Source organism: Endozoicomonas sp. Z74 (assembly GCF_057680865.1).
The window spans coordinates 1-24336 of sequence record NZ_JBLYZI010000093.1; the positions used below are offsets into that span (position 1 = coordinate 1).

At 52.5% G+C, this 24336-nt stretch carries 17 protein-coding genes and 1 rRNA gene; 11 read left to right on the forward strand and 7 right to left on the reverse strand.

Translation table 11 applies throughout. The annotated features are described in order from the left end of the window. The 3 genes from ACNRUY_RS20675 to ACNRUY_RS20685 all read right to left on the reverse strand — a co-directional run. Nucleotides 1-264: ribosomal RNA gene (locus ACNRUY_RS20675) — 16S ribosomal RNA — on the reverse strand; the annotation flags it as partial. 457 nt (nt 265-721) lie between these two features. Further along, the gene (locus ACNRUY_RS20680) at nt 722-1222 is read right to left on the reverse strand and encodes a GAF domain-containing protein (protein ID WP_488113560.1); all 501 of its coding nucleotides are present in this window, start codon (nt 1220-1222) and stop codon (nt 722-724) included. 21 nt (nt 1223-1243) lie between these two features. Then, the gene (locus ACNRUY_RS20685) at nt 1244-2323 is read right to left on the reverse strand and encodes a radical SAM protein (RefSeq protein ID WP_488113561.1); all 1080 of its coding nucleotides are present in this window, start codon (nt 2321-2323) and stop codon (nt 1244-1246) included. Here ACNRUY_RS20685 and ACNRUY_RS20690 point away from each other — a divergent pair. The 8 genes from ACNRUY_RS20690 (at nt 2317) to ACNRUY_RS20725 (ending at nt 13044) form a co-directional block, all read left to right on the forward strand. Further along, nucleotides 2317-3240, forward strand: a complete 924-nt coding sequence (locus ACNRUY_RS20690; RefSeq protein WP_488113562.1) for a type 2 periplasmic-binding domain-containing protein — start codon at nt 2317-2319, stop codon at nt 3238-3240. The genes ACNRUY_RS20685 and ACNRUY_RS20690 overlap by 7 nt on opposite strands. A 156-nt stretch (nt 3241-3396) precedes the next feature. Then, complete coding sequence (locus ACNRUY_RS20695) at nt 3397-4971, forward strand: AbgT family transporter (RefSeq protein WP_488113563.1); 1575 nt, start codon at nt 3397-3399, stop codon at nt 4969-4971. Nucleotides 4972-5326: 355 nt separating this feature from the next. Further along, nucleotides 5327-5527: a hypothetical protein gene (locus tag ACNRUY_RS20700; protein WP_488113564.1), complete on the forward strand. Its 201-nt coding sequence runs from the start codon at nt 5327-5329 to the stop codon at nt 5525-5527. A 124-nt stretch (nt 5528-5651) separates the two neighbouring features. Then, nucleotides 5652-6692 (forward strand): C45 family autoproteolytic acyltransferase/hydrolase, encoded by a 1041-nt coding sequence (locus tag ACNRUY_RS20705; RefSeq protein WP_488113565.1) that lies wholly within the window; start codon nt 5652-5654, stop codon nt 6690-6692. 57 nt (nt 6693-6749) lie between these two features. After that, a complete protein-coding gene (locus ACNRUY_RS20710) occupies nt 6750-8996 on the forward strand; it encodes an ABC transporter substrate-binding protein (protein WP_488113566.1) in 2247 nt (748 codons plus the stop codon). 1 nt (nt 8997) lies between these two features. Continuing rightward, nucleotides 8998-9978, forward strand: a complete 981-nt coding sequence (locus tag ACNRUY_RS20715; RefSeq protein ID WP_488113567.1) for an ABC transporter permease — start codon at nt 8998-9000, stop codon at nt 9976-9978. Between the two features lie 10 nt (nt 9979-9988). Continuing rightward, the gene (locus tag ACNRUY_RS20720; protein WP_488113568.1) at nt 9989-11410 is read left to right on the forward strand and encodes an ABC transporter permease; all 1422 of its coding nucleotides are present in this window, start codon (nt 9989-9991) and stop codon (nt 11408-11410) included. Then, complete coding sequence (locus tag ACNRUY_RS20725; protein WP_488113569.1) at nt 11407-13044, forward strand: ABC transporter ATP-binding protein; 1638 nt, start codon at nt 11407-11409, stop codon at nt 13042-13044. Before ACNRUY_RS20720 ends, ACNRUY_RS20725 begins: the two co-directional genes overlap by 4 nt. 50 nt (nt 13045-13094) lie before the next feature. On the opposite strand, the gene ACNRUY_RS20730 is transcribed toward ACNRUY_RS20725, so the two are convergent. The 4 genes from ACNRUY_RS20730 to ACNRUY_RS20745 form a co-directional block, all read right to left on the reverse strand. Beyond that, nucleotides 13095-15038 (reverse strand): hypothetical protein, encoded by a 1944-nt coding sequence (locus tag ACNRUY_RS20730; RefSeq protein WP_488113570.1) that lies wholly within the window; start codon nt 15036-15038, stop codon nt 13095-13097. Between the two features lie 182 nt (nt 15039-15220). Then, nucleotides 15221-16525, reverse strand: coding sequence for a dicarboxylate/amino acid:cation symporter (locus tag ACNRUY_RS20735; RefSeq protein WP_488113571.1), 1305 nt, complete (start codon nt 16523-16525; stop codon nt 15221-15223). A gap of 459 nt (nt 16526-16984) precedes the next feature. After that, nucleotides 16985-18568: a DHA2 family efflux MFS transporter permease subunit gene (locus ACNRUY_RS20740; protein WP_488113572.1), complete on the reverse strand. Its 1584-nt coding sequence runs from the start codon at nt 18566-18568 to the stop codon at nt 16985-16987. Beyond that, complete coding sequence (locus ACNRUY_RS20745) at nt 18561-19697, reverse strand: HlyD family secretion protein (protein WP_488113573.1); 1137 nt, start codon at nt 19695-19697, stop codon at nt 18561-18563. Before ACNRUY_RS20745 ends, ACNRUY_RS20740 begins: the two co-directional genes overlap by 8 nt. A 253-nt stretch (nt 19698-19950) precedes the next feature. On the opposite strand from ACNRUY_RS20745, the gene ACNRUY_RS20750 reads away from it, so the two are divergent. The 3 genes from ACNRUY_RS20750 (at nt 19951) to ACNRUY_RS20760 (ending at nt 24027) form a co-directional block, all read left to right on the forward strand. Further along, a complete protein-coding gene (locus ACNRUY_RS20750) occupies nt 19951-20901 on the forward strand; it encodes a LysR family transcriptional regulator (RefSeq protein WP_488113574.1) in 951 nt (316 codons plus the stop codon). Between the two features lie 345 nt (nt 20902-21246). Beyond that, nucleotides 21247-22398: an L-threonine dehydrogenase gene (yiaY, locus tag ACNRUY_RS20755; RefSeq protein ID WP_488113575.1), complete on the forward strand. Its 1152-nt coding sequence runs from the start codon at nt 21247-21249 to the stop codon at nt 22396-22398. Between the two features lie 168 nt (nt 22399-22566). Next, nucleotides 22567-24027 (forward strand): DASS family sodium-coupled anion symporter, encoded by a 1461-nt coding sequence (locus ACNRUY_RS20760; protein WP_488113576.1) that lies wholly within the window; start codon nt 22567-22569, stop codon nt 24025-24027. Nucleotides 24028-24336: the final 309 nt, after the last annotated feature.

The window sequence follows — 24336 nt, forward strand, 5'->3', positions numbered from 1 at the left end:
CCTTTACCCCACCAACTAGCTAATCCGACGCAGGCTCATCCAATAGCGCAAGGTCCGAAGATCCCCTGCTTTCCCCCTTAGGGCGTATGCGGTATTAATCCGGATTTCTCCGGGCTATCCCCCACTACCGGGCAGATTCCTACGTGTTACGCACCCGTCCGCCGCTCGTCAGCAGATAGCAAGCTATCCCTGTTACCGCTCGACTTGCATGTGTTAGGCCTGCCGCCAGCGTTCAATCTGAGCCATGATCAAACTCTTCAGTTTAAATCGTTTTGTCACTCCACTCCGAAGAGCAAGCAACGACTCAATTTTGCAATTAAACGTACATGAATTAACAGATATGTTCGCTTGCTCAATTAAGCATCTTAAGTAGTTCAAGACCAAGGTCTTGTTAACCGATGCAATCGCACAAGCGCCCACACGAATTGTCTGATATCTTGTTAAAGAACTTGGTTAGAACCAGGAGATTCTCAACCCTGATCAGCCGTTGATGCCGATCAGCAAGGCCGCCTATCTTACCGTGGCGGCCTTCGTTGTCAAGCACAATCGTATCAACTCAAGCTTGGATACAACTCCCTGAACTGATCAGGGGGTGTGCAGACTGACGCTGAACTGCTTATTGCTCTGCAAAAGCGTTCCCCGTTCAGCGGCGATGCATTCTAATGAAATACAGGGATAAGTCAACAGCCCGGCATTCCCGAATCCAACATTTCAACCGCAGTCAGTAAAAAAGCTGTTCACTGATCCGCCGCTCTGCCAGCAAATTCACAATAGACTCCAGCCCAGTCTGATCTTCCCTGTCAAAACGACCGGCGAGTGGACTGTCGATATCGAGTACGGCTACAACTCGCCCCTCTTCATACAAAGGAATCACAATTTCACTGCGACTTTGCGGATCACAAGCTATATGGCCTGGAAACTCACATACATCCTCAACACAAAGGGTATCGCCCTGGCTCACCGCTCGCCCGCACACACCTTTACCAACAGGAATTCTGACGCAGGCCGGCTTCCCCTGAAACGGCCCCAACACCAGTTCATCTCCCCGGAGAATATAAAATCCAACCCAGTTCACATCGGGAAGGGACAGGAACAACAGGCTTGCGGTATTGGCCATATTGGCCAGGACATCAGCCTCACCCGACATAAGAGCCTGCAGCTGTCTTTCCAATAATGAATACAGACCGGCTTTGTCTTCTGGTAGAGCTTCTTCTATAAACATGCATCCAGCCTCCTGTTGTCTTTAGGCGTAATAATGAAATCGCTGCATTTGATAGGGCACAATTCTGGCCGAAGTCACCTGCCTGAGCCGGTCTGAATACAGGAGCTGCTCATGACTGGCATCCGGTGAAACTACACCTCCCTGGCTTAAAGGGGAAAGGTAAACGATATCCTTTCTGCCAAGCCCCATACTCTCAATCAACGCAACCGTTCTGTCGATATTTTTTCTTTGTTCAATGGAAGGACAGGCACCCACCAGTAAAGTAAGCCCCACAGTCATCCCTGCCTCCCGGGAAGCGGTTACACAAGCTGACACCTTTCCCAGATGGCCTGACTTGCCCAGGCGAGCCCTGAGCTCACCCCACCCTGTCTCAAGCCCGATGACAAGATGGCACAGACCCAACTTTCTAAGCTCCAGCCATTGGGCAGGTTGACGACGGGCACTGTAATCAGGGTCAGCAAAAGTGGCCACCCCTCTGTCCAGGGTTCCAAAACGTGCCCCAATCATATCCAGCCCTTCCACCAACCGCCTCTGTGACAAGGCCATGGCATTGGCAGATCCCAGAAAAACACCACTGCGATTGGCTATTTCACTTCCATACAGCCCACTGATTGCCTCAAGGTGGTTAGAAAGCGAGGGAGCATCAAGAACCCGGTACGGTTTGTCCTGATAAAAGGCACAGAACGAGCACTTTCGATTCGGGCAGCCTACCGCAGGCTGGACGACAATATCCCCATAACGGTCTGGGGGCAGAATTGTGACTTTTTCAGGGTAAGCCTGCTGATACTGTTGGGCCAATCTCTCATAAGAGTCTGCCGTATAGATGCGGCTTTTATGGAGAGTTTGCTGAACAGCAGGCCGGGACGTCTCAACCGATAGCAACCACTGATGAATGTGATTATGCAGCTCCTTTGCCCGATGTTCATCAACCAAACCCCCGCTCATGCCAAGCACAACACAGCCATCCATACAGCGTCGGTAAAAATGCTCTCCCTCCCGGTATGAACACCACCGACCCTCCCCGTCAAGACGGACTGAAATTCCCTGAATGTCATTTTCAATTTTGCAGCCAGAACTCAGCTCCCGGATTCTGATTGTCATTACTACCGCCAATCTCTCTTTCTTTTCAAGCTGCCAAAACACCGGGAATCAAGGTTGATCCTGATGGAGCACTGGGATTAAATACGGCGGTCGTAGAAAAGGAACTCACCGTGCGCCGCATCGCCATAATACTGATAATCAGTGCGTTTGCCACCCGGCTTCACGCAGACTCTCCAGCCTCTGCATACTGCTCCGAAGTGGTTGTTTCAGGGCACCCTGACCTGCCCCCCATTGTCTGGGGGGACTACCAGCAGACCCAGGGGGCAGCCACAGAACTGATCACCGAAATTCTGGAAGAGCTCGGGATACGGGTGAAAAACGATTACTTCGGTGGCGCCAACCGGGTAAACCGAAAACTCAAGCGAGGCATAGTCCAGGTGAACCCGGCCATGATACAGCGTGATGAGTGCCGCAAAGACATTGAGTTCATCGAACCTCCCATCTACACACAAAGCTATATGGTGATTACCCGCAAAGACCAGAAACTGAACCTCCAGCAATGGGCCGACCTGTTGCCATTAAAAGGGGTCGCCCCCAAAAACCTGCGCTTTGGAGAAAAATTCGACCGATTTGTGGCAGAAGAGCTGCAACTGGTTCGAACCTTTAACGCCAAACAGGGGTTAAAAATGCTGAATGTTGGTCGCGTTGATTACGCCATTTACCCCCAGATCCAGGGGGACCTGTTTGTCTCTTTACTGGATCTTGAAGGCCGCTTTGAAAAAATGCCGGTAGAAATTGCCTCTTTCAACCTCCATGTGGGCATTTCACGAAATATGAACTGCTCACTCCCCATTGAGGCCATTGCAGAACAACTTCGGGCACGGCAAAAAACCGGATATACCGAGCGGGTGGTCAACGACAGTCTTTACAAATGGATGGGATTCAGTCTCGAAAAACGAAATAATACTGCGCTATAGCCCAGAATAAAAAACCAGCCGATCACAAAGCAGGCAGGAAATATATCCAAATATTATAAAAATATAATTCATTATTATAAATACTTGATTCAGGTCATTACTCAGCCAGTTGTTTTTTTTTACAGTCGACTCGTATTTTGCTGAGACGTACGTACCATGACTATAACTAAAGCCCCCCCTATGCCCGAAACCAGCCCGAATCAGTCCACTCTGATGACTCGATTCCTGAACGGTATTGAGAAGGCCGGGAACAAGCTGCCCGACCCCACCCTGCTGTTTCTTTATGGCCTGTTCGTTGTCTGGGGGCTATCTGCGGTTATGTCCCAGATCAACCTGGACATGGTGCATCCGGCCACTGGCGAGGCGGTAGTGGTGAACAATCTCCTCACCGGAACCGCCCTGGCCACTTTCCTTGCCAGCATGGTGAAAACCTTCACCGGCTTTGCCCCCATGGGAATCGTTCTGGTGGCCATGCTGGGTGTCGGTGTTGCAGAAAAATCCGGTTTTATCAACACCGGACTCAAGAAACTGCTGAGCATCACCCATCCTAAACTGCTCACTCCCATGCTGATTCTGGTGGCCATTGTCAGTCATACTGCAGCGGATGCCGGTTATGTTCTGGTAATTCCTCTGGGCGGTATTATCTTCCATGCCGCTGGCAGACACCCTCTGGCCGGTATTGCTGCTGCGTTCGCAGGTGTATCCGGTGGCTTCTCAGCTAACTTTATCCCCTCAGGCATTGACCCATTGCTGCAGGGCTTCACCCAGTCCGCCGCCCAGATCCTGGACGCCAGCTATCAGATGAACCCTCTGGCCAACCTCTTCTTCACCGGATCCTCCAGCATCGTGATCGTTGCCATCGGCTGGTACATCACCGATAAAGTGATTGAGCCCCGCCTGAACAGTACGACCCACATTGATGATGATGTGGAGCAAGCCCCTGACCTTGGTTCCTTCACCTCCGAAGAAAGCAAAGCCTTTAATGCTGCCGGGCTGTCCATGCTGGCGGGTATTGGTCTGCTGATTGCTGCGGTTTATCCGGAAACTTCCCCCCTCCGTTCGCCTGCAGGGGAGATCACTGCGTTTTCCGCTCCGATCATGCAGTCCATTGTCCCTCTGATCTTTATCCTGTTTATTATCCCGGGCATGGTGTACGGCAAGGTCTCAGGCACCTTCAAAACCTCAAAAGACACCGTGGTTGCCATGAATGACACCATGACCACCATGGGTTCCTATCTGGTCATGTCCTTCTTCTGTGCCCAGTTCCTCTATGCCTTCTCTAACTCGAACCTGGGTACTGTCCTGGCACTCAGTGGTGCTGAAGTTCTCCATGCCCTGGACCTGCCTGGCCAGATCACCATTATTGGCATGATTCTGCTGACCGCCATGGTGAACCTGGTCGTCGGTTCCGCATCCGCCAAATGGGCCCTGATCGGACCGATCCTGGTGCCTATGCTGATGGCAGTGGGTATTTCTCCAGAGCTGTCCCAGGCGGCCTACCGGGTTGGAGACTCGGTTTCCAATATCATCTCTCCTCTGATGGTCTTCTTCCCACTGGTCGTGGTTTACTGCCAGCGTTATGTGAAGAACTCCGGTATTGGCTCCCTGGCCTCCATGATGATGCCTTACTCCATCGCCATGATGATCGGCTGGACTCTGTTCCTGCTGGCCTACTGGGCTCTGGGCCTGCCCCTGGGTATTCAGGCTTCCTACACATACCCGGCCATGTAAACCGGAAAAAAGCCTCCCTTCCCACGAATAAGGAACTTCGGTTCCTTATTCGTCAGCAAACCCTCCCTCATAACTGCCGCTTATTCCCCCACCTTACCCTGCAGCCCCTTTCCACACCGTCTATGCTTTCTCCTTGCTAGCAGCCTGTCGGACTTACGACTATTTCGGCCTAAAACCCAGAAAGAACGGCCAAATTTTTCGATGAATTCGATTAAATAGGTCAACTATTCGCACGAATCCATCGAAAAATTTGGCTCGCTCTACTGAATTTTATGCTCGAAAGCATAAGCCCGACAGGCTGCTAGTGTTAATGAAATAGAAATAACAGCAAACAGCGGGAGCGAAAAACACCATTATGTTTAATCTGGCCAAAATACTGGAAGGAATGACCCCCATGGGCTGGGTGATAGCAGCAGCCTGCCTGCTGGCATGGATTGTTGCCATTCACTATGCCGGGCAAGTAACCGAAAAACGCTGGGGAGACCGGGAGTCCGGTGCACTTGTGGGGTTCTTTGTACCCGGGTTCATCTTCATGGCTATCCTTTACCTGGCCTGATCCCCCTCCCCCCTCTGCAAGCTATTACATAGCATTTTGCGCCCTTACAATGCCGCTGGGAACCCACCCCATAATTGCGTAAGATACCTATAAAGAAGCCTGTCCATTTTCAGGAACGCCCTTGATGAAGCAGCTTATTTTAAGAGGTACTCCCAGGGAAAGGGGGGTCGCTCATGGCGAACAAATGCACCGGGAAATCCACCAGGCCCTGGACTATTACCGCTCCCGCTTCTTGTCGGACAGGGTACGCCTGGAGCAACACATAGCCCAGCTGATGCCCAAAATCGCTGACTTCAGGCCAGACTATATCGAAGAAATGGATGCCATTGCCCTGGCGGCCAATGTGGAACCATTCTGGATCTACTGCCTGAATGCCCGCAGCGAATTGATGTCCTCCCCGGCCTCTGCGGAATGTTCCTCTGTCGCCTTTCCTGAAAAAGGATTACTGGGCCAGAACTGGGACTGGGCAGAAGCCCTTTCAGGCCTGCTGGCCCTGGCGGATATTGAGCTGGAAAACGGGCACCGTTTTCTGACCATGACCGAACCCGGAATACTGGCCAAAATCGGCATCAACCAGGCAGGCCTGGGGGTTTGCCTGAATATTCTGCCTGCCAATCAACGGCTAACCGGCCTTCCTGTTCATATTCTGCTGAGGGCGTTGCTGGAATGCCAGACCCTGAGTGAAGCCAGGCAATTGATTCAACAACAGGGTTCCGGTAAAGCCAGCCATATTACCGTTAGCTGCCCGGACAGGGCCCTGGGGGCCGAGCTGGCACCCGAAAAAGCATTCTTTCCAACGGTTTCTGACCGTTACTACCTTCATACCAACCATTACCTGCAAGCCGGACAGGCACAACCCACCAGCAGTAAAGCCTGTACAGAAACCCGGCTCGCCCGTATGCACACACTGATGGCAAGTGCTGAAACCCTGGACCTGGGGCAAATGAAGAAACTTTTGAATAATAACCAGCGCCCTTATCCTATATTAAGGCCCTACGCCTTTCATGAACTGACCGGCAAAGGGGGCACCCTGGTCACCCTGATGATGGACCTGAACCAGAGAACACTGTATCTGAGAGAGGGCTTCAACCCGGAGGTGTCGTTTCAGACATACACTCTAGAAACAACGAGTGCCCCACTGGATCTTGAGGAAGCGACTTCCTGACGGCAGTCAGGAAAATAACAAAAGAACCCAACGCCAGCAGGAGCAATAAAGACAAGAATGCCACCAACACTGCCTGAGAGGTTACCCGACATCACCACTGCCAGACCTTTCTGCTGCCTGATGGGGTTTGTGGCCCTGTTTCTTGCAGGTTGCTCAGAGGTATGGAACTCACCACACCCGGCAGAAACCGGCAACGAAGTCATCTACCAGGGGAACTTCCAGCTGCCCCCTAAACACCTTGACCCCGCCATTTCCTACAGCACCGATGAAAGCCTGCTGATTGACCAGATCTACGAGCCGCCCCTGGGCTATCACTTCCTGAAACGCCCCTATGAGCTTGAGCCCCTGCTGGCTGAAGATTTCCCTGAAATCACTTATCTGAACAGCCAACGGCAGCCGGTGGCAGGAAACAGCCCGGAAATCGCCTTTACGCAGTACACCTTTACCCTCCGGGAAGGGGTTCTCTACCAGCCTCATCCCGCTTTCAGCCGATCCAGTAACGGCGACTATCTTTACCAGTTCACATCCGGGGAGCAAAGCCAGGATTACACGACGATTACAGACTTCCCGGTCACCTCCACCCGAGAACTGGTCGCCGATGACTTTTTATACCAGATCAAACGCCTTGCGGACCCGGAAAACAAAGCCCCTCTGATCGGCTTCCTGGCGGAATACATTGTGGGCATGGCGGACTTTACCGAACAACTGCGGTTGATCCGACAGGAGCAGGAACATCAACACTGGCTGGACCTGCGGAATTACCCCATGTCAGGGTTGAAGAAACTGGGAAAGTACCAGTACAGCATCACCATTAAGGGTCTCTACCCCCAGTTTCTGTTCTGGCAGGCCATGCATTTTTTTGCGCCAGTGCCCTGGGAGGCCGACCGGTTTTACCACAACCCGGGCTTTCGTGAAAAAAATCTGACCCTTGACTGGTACCCCGTTGGCACCGGCGCCTTCATGATGACCCGCAACAACCCGAACCGGCAGATTGTGCTGGAACGGAACCCCAATTTCCGCGATGAATTCTACCCCTTCGACGGGGAGGAAAGTGACGCCGGCGCTGGCTACCTGGAAGATGCCGGAAAAAAACTCCCTTTTATCGACAAAGCCGTCTTCAGTCTTGAGAAGGAGTCCCTGCCTCTGTGGGCAAAGTTCCTTCAGGGGTACTACGACCGCTCCGGCGACAACCATGGCAATGTCGTGCAAAACCTGGATCAGGCCCTGGTGGTTGGCCCCAATGGCCTGGAACTGTCCAGTGAAATGGCCCACAAGAACATTACCCTGACCGAAGAGATCAAGCCTGCGCTCTATTACAACGGGTTTAACATGCTCGATCCGGTGGTGGGTGGCTATGGTGAACCCCGGCAGAAACTCCGCCAGGCCATCGCCATCGCCTGGAACATGGAGGAGTACATCGACATCTTCATCAACGGTGCTGCCCTGCCCTACATGGGTCCTATACCACCGGGCATCGACGGCGCCGGTCACGGTGCCTCTGCCATCAATCCCTATACTCACGAGTGGCGAAATGCCAGGCCCGTGCGAAAAAGCCTGGATACCGCCCGACAACTGATGATTGAAGCCGGTTATCCCGGAGGCCGTGACCAGCAAACCGGAAAACCCCTGAAGCTCTATTTTGACGTTCAGGCCCAGGCTTCCACCAACAGCACCCAGGACTGGCAGAAGCGTCAACTGGAAAAACTGGGGATTCAACTGGAATTTCGCGCCACGGACTGGAATCGATACCGGGAGAAAATCCGCAATGGCAACCACCAGCTCTTTCAACTGGGCTGGCTGGGGGATTACCCCGATCCGGAGAACTTCCTGTTTATGCTCCACGGCCCCCAGAGCCCCCTGAAATGCCAGTGCGATGGCAACAACAGCGCTAACTACAACAATCCGGACTATGACCGCCTGTTTGAAAAAATGCGCACTCTGCCCCAGGGGCCTGAACGGTCTGCATTGATTCAGCAGATGATGGCCATTGTCCGAAAAGACACCCCCTGGTTCACCGGTTATTACCCAAAAGAGTACTACCTGAACCATCAATGGTTGTTCAACACCAAGCGCCACGGCATCAGCAAATCTACCCTCAAGTACCTGCGCATCGACCCTGAACTCCGTGAGCAGAAACAGCAACAATGGAATCAGCCAAAATTATGGCCCCTGTTCCTGATTTTCCTGGGGCTGACCGCTCTTTTGATTCCCGCAGCCATGGGTCTGTACAAACGACAACAGCAAACCATTGCAGTTGGTGCCAGTAACCCACTGAATAAACGACACAGGCAGGAGGCCAACTGAGTTGCTTGCTTATATTATCCGCCGCCTGTTTTATGCCATCCCCATCCTGATCGGTGTCAACCTGCTGACGTTCATGCTGTTCTTCATGGTCAACAGTCCCGATGAAATGGCCCACGCCCAGCTGGGCGACAAATACGTCACGGAACAGGCCATCGAACTCTGGAAAGAGCGAAACGGCTACCACAAACCGCTGTTCATCAATGCTCAACAACAGGGCGTGGATCGCTTCACCGACACCATCTTTTTTAACAAGTCCCTGAAACTCTTTGCCCTGGATTTCGGCCAGTCGGAAAGTGGCCGGGACATCACCCGGGACATCAGCCAGCGCATGGGACCCAGCCTGACCATCGCCCTGCCCACGTTTCTGGTGGGCCTGTGGGTGAACATCTGTGTTGCACTCCTGGTGGTTCTGTTTCGCAACACCTCCCTGGAAAAAGGCTTTGTCGGACTGTTTGTGGGGCTGATGTCAATCTCCTACCTGTTTTACATCATTGCCGGGCAATACCTGGCTGCCCGGGTCTGGCAGCTGGTGCCGGTTTCCGGCTTCCAGCCGGGCTGGCTGAGCCTGAAATTCCTGATCCTCCCGGTGATCATCGGGGTGGTCTCCGGAATCGGTTCCGGTGCCCGGCTTTATCGAACCCTGTTCCTGGCAGAAGCAGACCAGGACTATGCCCGAACCGCCCGGGCCAAGGGCGTCAGTGAACTGAGCGTATTATTCCGCCACATTCTGCCCAATGCCCTGATCCCCATCCTGACCAATGTGGTGATTGTGATTCCGATGCTGTTCCTGGGCAGTCTGATCATGGAATCCTTTTTCGGCATACCCGGACTGGGGAGCTACACCATTGACGCCCTTAAATCCCAGGACTTTGCCATTGTCCGGTCCATGGTGTTTATTGGCTCACTGCTTTATATCCTCGGGCTGATTCTGACGGATATCTCATACACCCTGGTGGACCCAAGGGTTCGGCTAAACGGTTGAGGGAGAATCAATGAAACCGGTCCTGCTCTGGAGTGACCTTCTACTGTTTGTACTGGTGCTGGCCATGGCCGGCTTTATCTTCAGCCTGCTGGGAAACCGCCAGAACCGTGAACGCTGGAGTCGTGTGTTCCAGACCCGCCTGGGCATATCCACCTTTCTGGTGATCATGACCTATGTGGCCATTGCCCTGCTGGACTCTCTGCATTTCCGCCAGGCATTACCCCCGGTGGCGGGCCAGAACCAGACTTACTATGCCAATGACGTCAACAGCGTGCTGGATCGGATACTTGGGGAGATGTCCAGCAACGTGGAACGAACTTACTCTGCCCCATTCTCTCTGAAATCCTATGCGAAAACCTTCATGGAGAACGACCAGGGCGAAACAGTCCGGGATTTTCCAGGCCTGAAATACGCCGGGAGCCACCTGGAGAATCCCCGGGACCGGCCCCTGGATATTCTCTGGCAAAGCCTGAAAGCCATTGCCTTTGGTCTGCTCATCAGCGCTCTGCTCATAGCCTCTCACAGGCTATTCAGAAAATTTAACGGGGGTCTTGGTTCAACATCCGGCACTCCACCTAACACTCCAGCCAACATAGCCTCCCGTTACCCCTGGAAAACTGCCTACCTCAGCCTGACGCTTATCCTTTGCTTGCTGAGCTGGCTGCTTCACCTGGGTAACCTTTACCACGTACTGGGTACTGACAAAGCAGGCAACGATGTCCTTTATCAATGCCTTAAAGGGATTCGTACCGGGATGCTGATCGGCACCCTGGCCACCCTGGTGATGATGCCCATCGCCATCTCCCTGGGCATTGCCGCAGGCTACTTCAAAGGCTGGGTGGACGACATCATCCAATACCTTTACACCACGCTCAGCTCAATCCCCGGCATTCTGCTGATTTCCGCCGCGGTGCTCCTGTTTCAGGTGTGGATCGATCTGCACCCCAATTACTTTGACACCAGCCTGGAAAAGGCGGACGTCAAGTTTATCGCCCTGTGCATCATTCTGGGCATCACCAGCTGGGCCACCCTCTGTCGTCTGTTGCGGGCAGAAACCCTGAAAATCAGTCAACTGGACTATGTCCAGGCCGCCCATGCCTTTGGGGTGAGCCATTTCCGGATTCTGCGTCGCCACATTCTGCCCAACGTCATGCACATTATCCTGATCAGCTTTATTCTGGATTTCAGCCTGCTGGTGCTGGCAGAAGCGGTTCTGGCTTACGTGGGAGTGGGCGTCGATGCCTCCATGCCCAGCTGGGGCAATATGATCAGTGCCGGCAGTTCAGAGTTAAGCCGGTCTCCTGCAGTATGGTGGAACCTGGCCGGCACCTTTTTCTTTATGTTTACTCTGGTTCTGGCCGCCAACCTGTTCTCCGACCTGGTCAATGAAGCCTTTGATCCCCGTTCACGGCTGGGAGGGGGCCAATCATGAACCAGGTCAATACTGAAAGAGAACTTGAAAACCTGCCTGCACTCAGGGTTAACCGGCTCAATGTCTCTCTCCGAAACCGGCCCTCCCAAACCCTGCTGAAAGACGTCAGCTTTGAAGTGTATCCGGGGGAAATCTTTGCTCTGGTAGGGGAATCGGGAAGCGGCAAATCCATCACCGCCCTCGCCATTATGCGCCTGCTGTCCGATGCCCTGGAGATCACCGGGGGTGAGGTAAAAACCGGCACCGACAATTTGTTTGAACTGACCGAACAGGCCATGGGCAAAATACGGGGGAAAAAAATCGCCATGATTTTTCAGGAGCCCATGACCTCCCTGAACCCTGTGCAAACCATTGGCGACCAGATTGCCGAAAGCCTCAAGCTCCACACCACTCTGAAAACCAAAGCCCTGAAAGAACGCATTGAAGCCCTGCTGGATGAAGTGGGTCTCCCGGAGCCATCCACCCGAAAACACTGGTATCCCCACCAGCTTTCCGGCGGTCAGCAACAGCGGGTGATGATTGCCATGGCCCTGGCCTGTGACCCCGATGTTCTGCTGGCCGATGAACCGACCACCGCTCTGGACGTCACGATCCAGAAACAGGTACTTGAACTGATCCAGCAACTGACACGGAGCCGCCAGCTCGCCGTATTGCTGATTACCCATGATATGGGCGTTGTCCGGGCAACGGCCCACCGACTGGCAGTGATGCACCGGGGAACCCTCATTGAGCAGAACCACTGTCGTGATTTTTTCAATAACCCGAGGGAGAACTACAGTCGTCAGCTGGTCGCCAGCCTGCCTTCCGGCCAGTTCAGAAATGACTCAAACCGCGAAGCCCCATTGCTCCAGGTGAATCGGTTATCCGTTCACTTCCCCATCCGAAAAGGGATTTTCCAGAGAGTTCGCGGCTATACCCGAGCGGTAGAGGAGGTCAGTTTTGATATTCCCAGGGGGCAGACCCTGGCACTGGTGGGAGAATCCGGCAGCGGTAAAACCACGGTAGGGCGGGCTATTTTGAACCTGGAAAAACCCGCAGGCGGTCAGATTCACTTTCAAGCCAGCCGGATCGACACCCTCTCCCGAAAGCAGATGCTGCCTTTCCGGCAGAAGATTCAGGTGGTGTTCCAGAGCCCTTTTTCGTCCATGAATCCGAGAATGACCGTTGCCGACATTATTGAAGAGGGCATGGTCAGTCTCGGTGTAAACCTTAAGCCAGAGCAACGCAAACAGGCGATATTGGAGCAGCTGGAACAGGTGCAGCTACTGCCGGAACACCTCGGACGCTATCCCCACGAGCTCTCGGGCGGCCAGCGGCAGAGAGCCGCTCTCGCCCGTGCCCTGGCGGTCAACCCGGAGCTGATTATCTGTGACGAACCCACCAGCGCCTTGGATGTCTCTACCCGCTCGGAAATCCTGAAACTGCTCAAACAGCTTCAACAGACCCTGGGTGTCTCCTATCTGTTTATTACCCATGATCTGTCCATTATTCCCGGGCTGGCCCATCAGGTGGCCGTTATGAAAAATGGCCGGATCATCGAGCAGGGAGACACTGAACAAATCATGACCCGGCCTCGGGAGATTTATACCAGAGAGCTGCTGGCGGCTGTGCCTGTCACTCCTGATGCAGAATGACAGGCATCGGTTCGGCTGGCACTCATATCTCGACAGAAGAGCCAACACTGTTATTGCCCATCAGTATCGCCATCGGTACCTGTTGTTTTTTTCGAAGCCCCCCCTCCAGGATCCTTAGACTGCTCCTCTTTATCCTTTTGAGCTTCTGGCTCTGGTGCTGAGGCTTGTTCAGGTGTCAACTTCGCTTTTTCCAACTCCTCTTTTAAATTCTGGTTTTCAGCTTGAAGGTTCTGATTCTGAACTTCTACAGTTGCTCTTAAGGCCTGCTCTGATGTTAACTGAGTTTCCATGTTTCTTAATTGATTCGATTGAACTGTGTTAACTTGTTCTAATTCGCCCACCTGCCCAGCACGCGCCTCCAGATCCTGCACATTATCTGAAGTCAGTTCTGTTTGGGTTTCTGCATCAACATTTGTACCTACCACAACACGCATGGGTCCTCGAAGAACCTTCTGAACATCATTGACTTTCTTACCCATATCTTTCAAATAGGCAGACTGCCGCCTCTGCTCAGCGCTCACCTGGTCAGTACGTTCTGTCAATTTATTCAGGTCTTCTCTTAGTGCTGTAGCCCCTTCTTGTGAGCCTTCAACCTCTGGAGAATGAACCTCTACTACACTGACTCCTGAAGAAACGGGCACAGTTTTGGGCTCACCAACATGACTATCTGAATAGGACTCTTGTTTACGACCACCGTCATCAGCTCCCTTTTCAGCTTCCTCAGTTTGCTCTCCTATTGGATGTCCCTGAGCAGTTTTTTTATCTGGATTTATCTCTTTAGTTTTTTTCTGACGACTACTCCCCCCCTTTTTTAAAAACGGAAACTTAGAAGAGCCTCGAATACCTTTGTTTTTCGCTTTGCCTTGTTGGTCATGATTACTTCCTGTTGCACCTTCAACAACAGCATCATTATCTTCATCCTCTTCTCCTTCACGCTTTTGTTTCTGAGCCTGCTTGCTTCCTTCCTTTTTGTCACCCGTGTTTTTTGGGGGCTCTCCAGGACCATCTCTATCCCCCCCTCCCGAACTGCCTCCAGGACCCGGATTAGGGGGTGGTGCATCTTGCCCACCACCACTTTGACCGGTTTGCTCGACAGAACCTCTGCCCTTCTGTCCCCCCCCAGATTGACCATTGCCATTTTTTTCGCCAGTATCTACCGGCGTACTGAATATACCTTCTCCCCTGGCATAACCATCAGCATTATCCATATTCATGCCTGGGCGGCGTTTCTGGGCAAAACCCGTATCAGGATAGAGCTCTGAGCCCTCCCTTACCCGGAGATACACCTCCTTAAGCTCAAACTTGTCTGATGTCGTTATCATTTGGACCCCCGGTTCAGGGTCCAGAATCACCGCTACAAGCGCCCCATCGCCTTTAAAAGTAAACAGTCCGCTTTCACTCTCAAGTTTTATATAAGCAAGCGGTCCCAGCGTCTCAGCTGACACTGGAGCTTCACTGCCCTGCAGTTTAATCTCAGAATTATGATGTATGGCCTTATGCACCTTAAAAGTCCGTCTGACGGGCACAACTCCCGCTTCATGCTGGTTCCAGCCTCTTACCTCCAACCCCATAAAAGACAGCTCATCCGAAACCCCGTGTTCCGTATTTGTCGGTATGGGAATAAAGCAAAACTTCCCTATTTCATTCACTTCATCAAGCATCCCCTGGATAGGTCTTTGCTTTTGCTTTATCCAGGGGCATGGCTCTATTTCTCCATATAAAGCTTTAAAGATAAAACGCTGAAGAATATCCATGGGGTTTCGTTGATTGAAAAGCCCCGTTTCCTGAGCTTTCTGCCGCCCCCCCCACTCCAAAGGCATATCAAGGGTCATCCCATCTCCAGGACTAACCATTGAATGCCCCAGAGAACTGCCAAACATGCCATCCATCATCATGCCCGATTGAGCGTTTAAAACAGGAAAGTAAAAGAGAAATAAAAGTGAAAAAACAGCTGCCTTGCATGGAGACCAGAACTGCCGGAACATCATAGCCACTCTCAAAAACATCTGATTAAAAAGTCAGAAGAGTAGTCTATAAATATGAGAGCTGCCGTGTAATGTTCAGTATTTTATTACGCAGTAAACAGCCAATACATAGGGCAGGAAGGGATCGAAAAAAAACAGGCTCCCACAAAATTCCGGGAGCCTGCATAGTACAAATTCAACTATCGCTATAATCAGCGGATATGATGGAAGTCAATGGTCTCCTCTTTCACTCCGGCATCAGGGTCATGGAAAACCTCCATGTTCATGGCGCCTTCGGACTTAGCTACGATACAGGTCACCGCACAATCGCCGGTTACATTCACAGCCGTACGAACCATATCCAGCAGACGGTCCACTCCCATAATCAGGGCAATGCCTTCCAGGGGAAGACCAACCTGTTGCAGTACCATGGCCAGCATCACCATACCCACACCGGGTACACCCGCTGTGCCAATGGAAGCCAGGGTAGCAGTCAGAATCACGGCCAGATAGTCTCCCAGGCCCAGCTCAATGCCAAATGCCTGGGAAATAAAGACCGTTGCCACCCCCTGCATAATCGCAGTGCCATCCATATTCACCGTGCTCCCCAGGGGAATGGTGAATGACGCCACCCGGTTAGACACACCAAACCGGTGGGTGGCGGTTTCCATGGTGACGGGAATCGTCGCATTGCTGGATGCGGTACTGAAGGCAAACATCACCGTGTCTTCCATCTTTTTCAGGAAGACCATGGGGCTCAGGCCGGTAAACAACTTGAACAGTGAGCAGTAGGTGATCAGTACGTGCAACATCAACACAGACAGCAATAGCACAAAGTACTTGGCCAGGCTGGCAATGGCCGACAATTCAATGGTGGTGAATAACTTGGCCATCAGGCAGAACACACCATAGGGGGCAATGTTCATCAGCAGGGCCACCAGCTTCATCATGACTTCGTTCATGGAGTCAAAGAAATCAGCAACCCGCTCTCCCCGCTCCCCGGCAGCGGCAATGGATAAGCCGAACAACACGGCAAATACGATAATCTGCAGCGTATTCCCCTTAGCCAGTGCCTCAATGGGGTTATTAGGGAACAGTCGTATCAGAATATCACTGATCGCCGGGGCCTCCTGAGGAACAAAGCTGGACGCCCCTTCCAGGTTGGCACCTACGCCAGGCTCAACAATGATGGCGGCGACGATGGCCAGAGTAATGGCCACTGCAGTGGTAAACAGGTAAAGGGCCAGGGTTTTCCCGCCCAGCCTCCCCAGAGTGCTGGCATCACTGAGGGAGCAGGTGCCGCAGACGATGGAGGTAAAAATAAGAGGCACCACCAGCATTTTCAGGGAGGTGATGAAGATCTGACCGATGATGTGGAACAGGCCATCGGTGATGTAATGGCTGACAAAGACATTGTCAGGAAACAGTGAGCGGATCAGCAACCCTGTGGCAAGGCCTGCCACCATACCAACGAGCACTTTGGTTGTCAGCGAATATTGACTCCAGGTTTTGATCATAGGGGTATCCGATGTGATATAGCTGAACAGCCACGCTCTGAAGCGCTTCCGTCAAGGGCAGAAGCATCTGTCCTGACAGAGTCATCATTATTGATCACTTTTTATAGCCTTTCTTTTGCCCCGGGCCATGCAGCTGGCTCAACGGGCAGGGTGCAAACAGAAACCGGGGAAAACCCGAAGACGGGCCGAAAGGTCATAAAAAATGACTCATTCCTTCCATGGGGATGACCATCAGGCGCTTCCAGCAGGCTGGTAACAGACATGGGTGATAGACATCAATAACAGGTTCTCTCGGCCTTGGAGCTACCAGGGTATGGCAACTGACAGAGAGCATTGCCTGTCATTCAATCACTGAAAACACGCTTTATGAAAACGGTTCTCGAAAAAAGGACAGACGCATAAACGTCTGCCAATCGTTATTTTTACCATGAAAAGCAGTAAAAAAGGAATAGACACAGATCAAGACTTGCTGATTTCGCAGTCACCCATCGGCCTGAACCAGCCTGGATAAACCTTCGCCCGGCCCGCCAGCCAGACCAGAGCCATACAGCTGAATATCAGGACCGACAACACAAGATAGCAGTCAGCAAAAGACATGATGGATGCCTGCCGGTTCACCTCGCCAGTGAACAGAACCATGGCCTGGTCATGGGAGATACCGGGCATCTGACTGAAATACTGGTTCAGCGTGCCCGGGCCAAATGACAGGCTTTCCCGGATCCGAAAATCATGAAGCAAAGTCCGGTTGGTCAGCAGCGTACCCATCACAGCAATCCCTATCGCACCCCCGAGATTGCGGGTAATACTGTAGATACTGGAAGCATCAGCTGCTTCTGCTTTTGACAGTCCACTGGTGGCAATCATCGACAGTGGCGTCATCATCAGGGGTAAACCGGCTGCCCTGAGCAACTGGGCGAACCGGAACTGATACCCGGCAAAATCCGGATTCAATCCGGAGGAAACCCAGTAACCGGCGGTAAAAAACATCAGACCCGCCATTGCCACCGGCACAGACCCAAACCGCTTAATCAGCAGGGGAACCAGTGGCACAATCAATAACTGGGGGAGTCCCATCCACATAATCACCAGACCAATCTGGGTCGGCGTGTAGCCATGAATCACGCCAAGATAGGTGGGCAATAGGTAGATAGTGGCATAAAGAGCAAACCCGGTCAGCGTATTGGCCAGAGTCGCCAGGCCAAAGCGGGGATAAGTCAGTACACGAATATTGACCAGAGGCATTTTGCACGTCAGCTGACGAACAACAAACAACACCAGCATGATCGCAGAAAGTGTCGACAGACGAACAATATAGTCAGAACCAAACCAGTCTTTCATATTGCCCTCCTCCAGCACGATCTGCAGGCATGAGAGCCCCACCGCCATGGTGATAATGCCAAACCAGTCACCGTTACGCAGGGCTGACAAATCCGGTTTTTCCCTGGGAAGCCCTTTGTGGAGGAGCGTGTACATCAACGCTCCGGGGATCAGGTTGATGAAGAAAATCATATGCCAGCTCCAGGTATCCGTTAGCCAACCACCCAGAGTGGGGCCAAAGGCTGGAGCCGACACCGCCGACAGCGAAAAAAGTGCCATTCCCTTTGGACGCTCTTTTTCCGAAAAGGTCATCAAAATGATCCGAAAGGCCAATGGAATCAACGCACCACCAAACAACCCCTGAATCCCCCTGAAGACAATCATGGCGTTCAGGCTCCAGGAAAACCCACAGAGAATCGAGGCCACCACAAACATCAGCACCGAAAACAGCATATACCGGCGCAGGGTGAAGACCCGTGCCAGCCACCCCGTCATGGGAATAATGATGACCTCTGCCACCAGGTAGGCCGTGGATATCCAGGTGCTTTCCTCGTTACTGGCTGACAGCCCGCCCTGAATCTGCAGCAAGGAAGCATTGGTAATCTGAATATCCAGAACCGCCATGAAAGCGGCCAGAACGGCTCCGTACACCATCAACCACTGAGTGGGAGTCAGCTTGTCGCTCTCCTGGGCCGACAGCACCTGACCCGCTTCCGGACTAGCCATGGGCCGCAACCACGGTCCGCCCCACTTCAGCCTTTTCAGCACTCTCTCCTTCCGCATGGTTGTTATTGCGCGTATGCAGCTGGCTCAGATCAACAGCCTGATCCAGAGTGTTCACATGCACTTCAACGGACATACCGGGACGAAGCTGACCAGCCAGTTCACTGCCCTGAGGGATCACAATTTTCACTGGAATCCTCTGAACAATTTTGGTGAAATTGCCCGTGGCATTCTGGGGAGGCAGGATACTGAACTCCGCACCACTGCCGGGCGCAAAGCTGTCGATATAACCTGTGAGTTCATTTTCGGGAAAACTGTCAATATCAATAGCAACCGGCTGCCCGACCTTCATTTGGCTGATCTGGGTTTCCTTGAAGTTGGCAACAATCCAGACAGTATCCAGGTCCATCAGGGAGAACAGGGCCGTTCCGGCATTGACAAACTCCCCATTCTGAACCATCCGCTGAGCAACAATGCTGTCTTCGGGAGCCCGGATCATGACTTTTTCAAGGTCACTGTCGGCTTTAGCCAGGGCCGCCCCGGCAGAAGCCAGGCTGGCCTCTGCCTGCTGCTTCTGGGCAGCCAGAACCCCCAGTTGTTTACGCTGGGAATCCAGGTTTGCCAGGGCCTGATCAAGCCTTGCCCGGGCGCTGTCTTGAGAGACCCTGGCAGACTCCAGATCTCGCTGGGAACTGTATCCGGAACGGCTCAACCGGGTGAAACGACGAACGTCGTCCTCTGCCTGCTGCAGGGCGGATTGGTCCGCCTCAATCGCCGCACCGGCCTGACGTATAAGGGAGTGCTGAAGGGCCGTCTGAGCGACAATACTGTTAAGGGAGGCTTTGGCGGAATCGAGGCTGGCCTGAGCCTTCTCCCGGTTGTTCCGGTAGTCATCCACTTCGATACGGGCCAGAACAGTGCCTTCAGACACCCTCTGGTTGTCATTGATCCAACCGGTTTCCAGAAACCCCGGCAGTTTGGAGCTGACCAGGGTTTTGTCGGCCCGGATGTAAGCATTATCCGTGGACTCCTGATACTGACCATAACTGAGCCACCAGTAGCCACCCGTCAATACGCCAACCACTGACACTAAGATGAATAACGCTATGCGCCTGGAGAATTTCAATACCATAAAAAGAAGACACTTCTCTGATATTCCCGCCTCGATGCCTGGCAGAAAATAGCAATTGAACGGATGCTTTCGTCGTTTACTGTGAAAATGTCTGGTTTAACCGGGGTTAACGGGCTACTGACATTTTCAGGGTTCAGGAAGAGCGACACTGGTCGCTCTAAAATGCTGCAAAGCGGAAAGGTACCACTGGACACCATAGGGGGGTAGCCCGCAAAATCTCAAAACACTGTTGCCTGAAAGAAACAATCACCCAATGATTGACCTGAATGAAGTACAGATATTCACCAGGGTGGTGGAGTGCGGCAGCATCACCGCCGCAGCCAAACGGCTGGAACTTCAGAAATCCACTGTCAGCCGCAAACTGGCAGCCATGGAGGCCCGCCTTGGAGCCCGATTGCTGAACCGGACCACCCGGAACATCCATCTAACGGAAATCGGCAAGTCTCACTACCAGCAGTGTGCAAAGATCATCCAGCAGTGGGAGGCTTCCGAGCATGCTGTCGGCCTGGCGGGGGACGAGCCAAAGGGTTCCATCCAAATGTTGATGCCCATGGAACTGGGTCAGACTCTGATGAGCAACCTGATTCTGGAGTTCCTGCTGGAAAACCCGGCCATTACGGTGCACGCTGAAATGACCAACCGGGAACCCCGGATGGCCAAAGAAGGCCTGGACCTGTTCTTCAGAGTGGGAAAACCCAGGGATTCGGCACTGTACGCCCGGTGGCTTTTTTCCATTAGTCGCGGACTGTATGCCAGTGAGGCCTATATTGAGCGATACGGCCTGCCGGAAACACCCGATGAACTCAAGCATCATCAGTGCGTAGAACTTCAAACTGAGCTGTCCAGTGGCTACTGGTCCCTGTCACGATCTACTCCCCACGGAAAACAACAGGAGACGATCAAACCCTCAGGGCGATTCCGGGTCAACAGCATCAGCAGCTGCCTGGATGCGGCATTGGCCGGGTTTGGCATTGCCTGCCTGCCAGCCCAGCGCGTAAGGTCAACGTCAAAAAGCCACCTGGTGCAGGTACTTCCCCAGTGGCAAATGCTCGATGCGGATGTATATGCCCTGTACCCGGACCGTAAACTCCTGCCCGCAACCGTCCGTTATTTTCTTGATTTTCTGTTGCAACGGTTGAAACAGAAGGCCCATGAAGGTGAGCATATCGGTGTGATTAATTTCGAACCACGGGCGCTCCCCTGAGCCACGGGTTTTCAATTTATTCAAAAGACTGAAAATACGTCTCCGCCATTTAATGAACAGCCAGAACTTTTTTATTTTCACCCTGAGAGTGCCGATTTAAAATCGGCAAAGCAAACTAATATTCTGCACATACCTTCAAATAATAAATATCAGTTTTTTTGAACCTGCATTAATTTTTTTTGCCCCACCAATACCCTGACGATTAATTAAAAAACCGTTCAAATCATTAGAAATAATTATTGACTTAAATCAACACCTCCTTCAGAAACAGCCCATATGATAAATTCAATTTGAATTTTCACCGTCATTTTTTAAACAGTCTTATAAGCATTAAGAGGTCCGAACATGCCTGCTATGAAATTCTTTATGCCCCAGGTTAATCAGATGGGCAGCGGTTGCCTGGAAAGTGCACTTTCTGATATCGCCAAGCTGGGCTTTCAAAAAGCGCTGATCATTACTGACCATGTGCTGAACAAAATTGGACTGGTCGGTTCAGTGGTTGAGCAGTTGGGTAAAAAGGGCATTTCCTCCGTTATCTTTGATGGCACACAGCCAAATCCCACCTGTGGCAATGTAGAAGACGGCCTTTCTCTTTTGAAAGCAAACGACTGTGACTTTGTGATTTCCCTGGGAGGAGGCTCCCCCCACGACTGTGCAAAAGGGGTTGCCCTTGTGGCTGCCAATGGCGGCCATATCCGTGACTATGAAGGCGTTGATGTTTCAGAAAAGCCCCAATTCCCTCTGGTGGCCATCAATACCACCGCGGGAACCGCCAGTGAGATCACCCGGTTCTGCATCATTACCGACGAACAACGTCATGTGAAAATGGCCATTGTGGATAAAAACACCACTCCACTGATGTCCGTAAATGACCCTGCCCTGATGGTTGGAATGCCAAAGTCCCTCACCGCAGCCACCGGTATGGATGCCCTGACCCACGCCGTGGAGGCTTATGTTTCAACCATCGCCACACCGGTCACCGATTGCTGCGCCCTCAAGGCCATTGAATTGATCCGGGATCATCTTGAAACCGCAGTTCACGATGGCAATAACCTTGAAGCCCGTGAGCAGATGGCCTATGCCCAACTGCTGGCAGGCATGGCTTTCAATAACGCCAGTCTGGGGTATGTCCATGCCATGGCTCATCAACTGGGTGGCTTTTACGATCTCCCCCATGGCGTGTGCAACGCCATCCTGTTGCCCCACGTGCAGGCTTACAACGCCCAGGTCTGCCCAGAGCGTTTAAGGGACGTCGCCAAAGCTCTGGGAGAAGACGTCTCCGGCCTGTCAGTAGAGGAAGGTGCAGAAAAAGCCATTGACGCCATCAAGTCTCTGTCCGCCAGAATTGATATTCCCCAGGGACTGAAAACCCTGGGTGTTAAGGAAGCGGATTTTGCCGTTCTCACAGAAAACGCCCTCAAGGATGCCTGCGGCCTGACCAACCCGAAACAGGCCAGTGCGGAAGAAATCACCGCCATCTTTGCCAACGCAATGTAACCAACACCCCTGCCAGAAAGTAATACTCGTTAATGTTTTCTGGCAGGTATTTCTGGATAAATACAAAAATCAAAACAACAGTGGCATCTTCTATCAGAACTTTTCCAGTCAGATAGTCTATATCTTATCTATATCAATCCCTTCTTAAACCACTGATACAACGTTCACATGAACAACAATAATTCCGGTTTCAACCGGCAGAAACTCCTGGCGATCCTCCTTCCCCCTGCGGTTGGGCTGATGATCTGGCTTGCACCCACTCCAGACGGTTTGAATGCCCAAAGCTGGGGATACCTGGCCATCTTCATAGCCGTCGTCATTGCCCTGGTAACAGAGCCCATACCTGCCGCACTTGCCGGATTGACTGGAGTCGTTGTGGCTATTGTTCTGCGCCTGGTTCCTCTGGAACCCGGTGCCGATGTCACCACTAAAAGTGCTCTTCAATGGGGACTGTCCGGCTTTACAGACAGCACGGTCTGGTTAATTTTTGCCGCTTATATTTTCTCTCTGGGCTATCAGAAGACCGGTCTGGGCAAACGGATATCACTGCACCTGCTGAAAGTCATGGGAAAGAGTAGCATTGGCCTGGGGTATGCTCTGGCATTAGCGGACCTGGCTCTGGCCCCTTTTATTCCGTCCAATACGGCCCGCAGCGGCGGCACTGTTTTTCCCATCGCCTCAAATATTCCTCCCATGTACGGTTCAACACCTGACCATGAGCCCGAACGAATGGGGCGTTTTCTATGCTGGACAGGACTGTCAGCAACTTGTGTCACCAGCTCCATGTTTCTGACCGGCCTGGCTCCCAACCTGCTGGCCATCTCCATTGTCAATAGCCTGACGGGCATTGAATTCAGCTGGACAGACTGGTGGCTTGGCTTTCTGCCAGTTGGCATTTGCCTGTTCGTGACGCTTCCCCTGATTAACCATCTGACCTGCCCACCCACCCTGAAGAAATCGACTCATATGCCAGAGTGGGCCGCCACTGAGCTGACAAAGCTGGGACCACTGACCCGCCAGGAAATCATCATGGCTCTGCTGGCTTTGCTGGCCTTACTGCTATGGGTGTTCGCCAGCCAATGGTTGAATGCCACTACCACTGCTCTGGTAGTGCTCTGCCTGATGACACTGTCGGGTATTGTCACCTGGTCTGATATCACAGGCCATAAACAAGCCTGGAATGTGCTGGTCTGGTTTGCCACTCTGGTCACTCTGGCTGGAGGGCTCGCCAAAACCGGTTTTCTGGCCTGGCTGGCTGCCAGACTGAGCATCCAACTCAGTGGTTTTGATCCAGAACTGATGACGGTTTTGATCGTGGCTGTCTTTTTCGTTCTCCACTATTTTTTTGCCAGCATCACTGCTCACGTCACGGCCCTGCTACCGGTCTTTCTGAGCCTGGCGATGACTATACCCGACATGCCCGTGGCCCGGCTTAGCCTTGTGCTCTGTTTTACTCTGGGCATCATGGGCGTCATCACACCCTATGCAACCGGTCCTGGTCCAATCTGGTATGAAGCAGGGTATATTCCCGGAAAGCACTTCTGGTTTATGGGCTTTATCCTCGGCTTGCTGTTTTTATGTGTCTTGTTGGCCATTGGCCTCCCCTGGCTCCAGTGGATAGGGTTCTAAACGATAAAACAGTTAATTGACCTCCGGCAGAGCCGGAGGCTTATTTGATGACGCCCTCAAAGGACTTTTATTGCGCCTATGGGCGCTGATCAGGATCCAGGCTCCAACCCTCACCCAAATCCTCTCCCAAAGGGCTGTCTCTTAGTCACATCTCCACACCTCTTGTCATTCGGTAGGTGTGTAGGCGGTCTTGTAGTTTTGCCCAGCCTTTCCATACGACCAGCCATCCAGGTATGCCTGTACGTTTTGAATCACACCAGCCACCCACTTTTGCAATGGTGTGGAGAAACCAAGTCAATGTAGGTACTT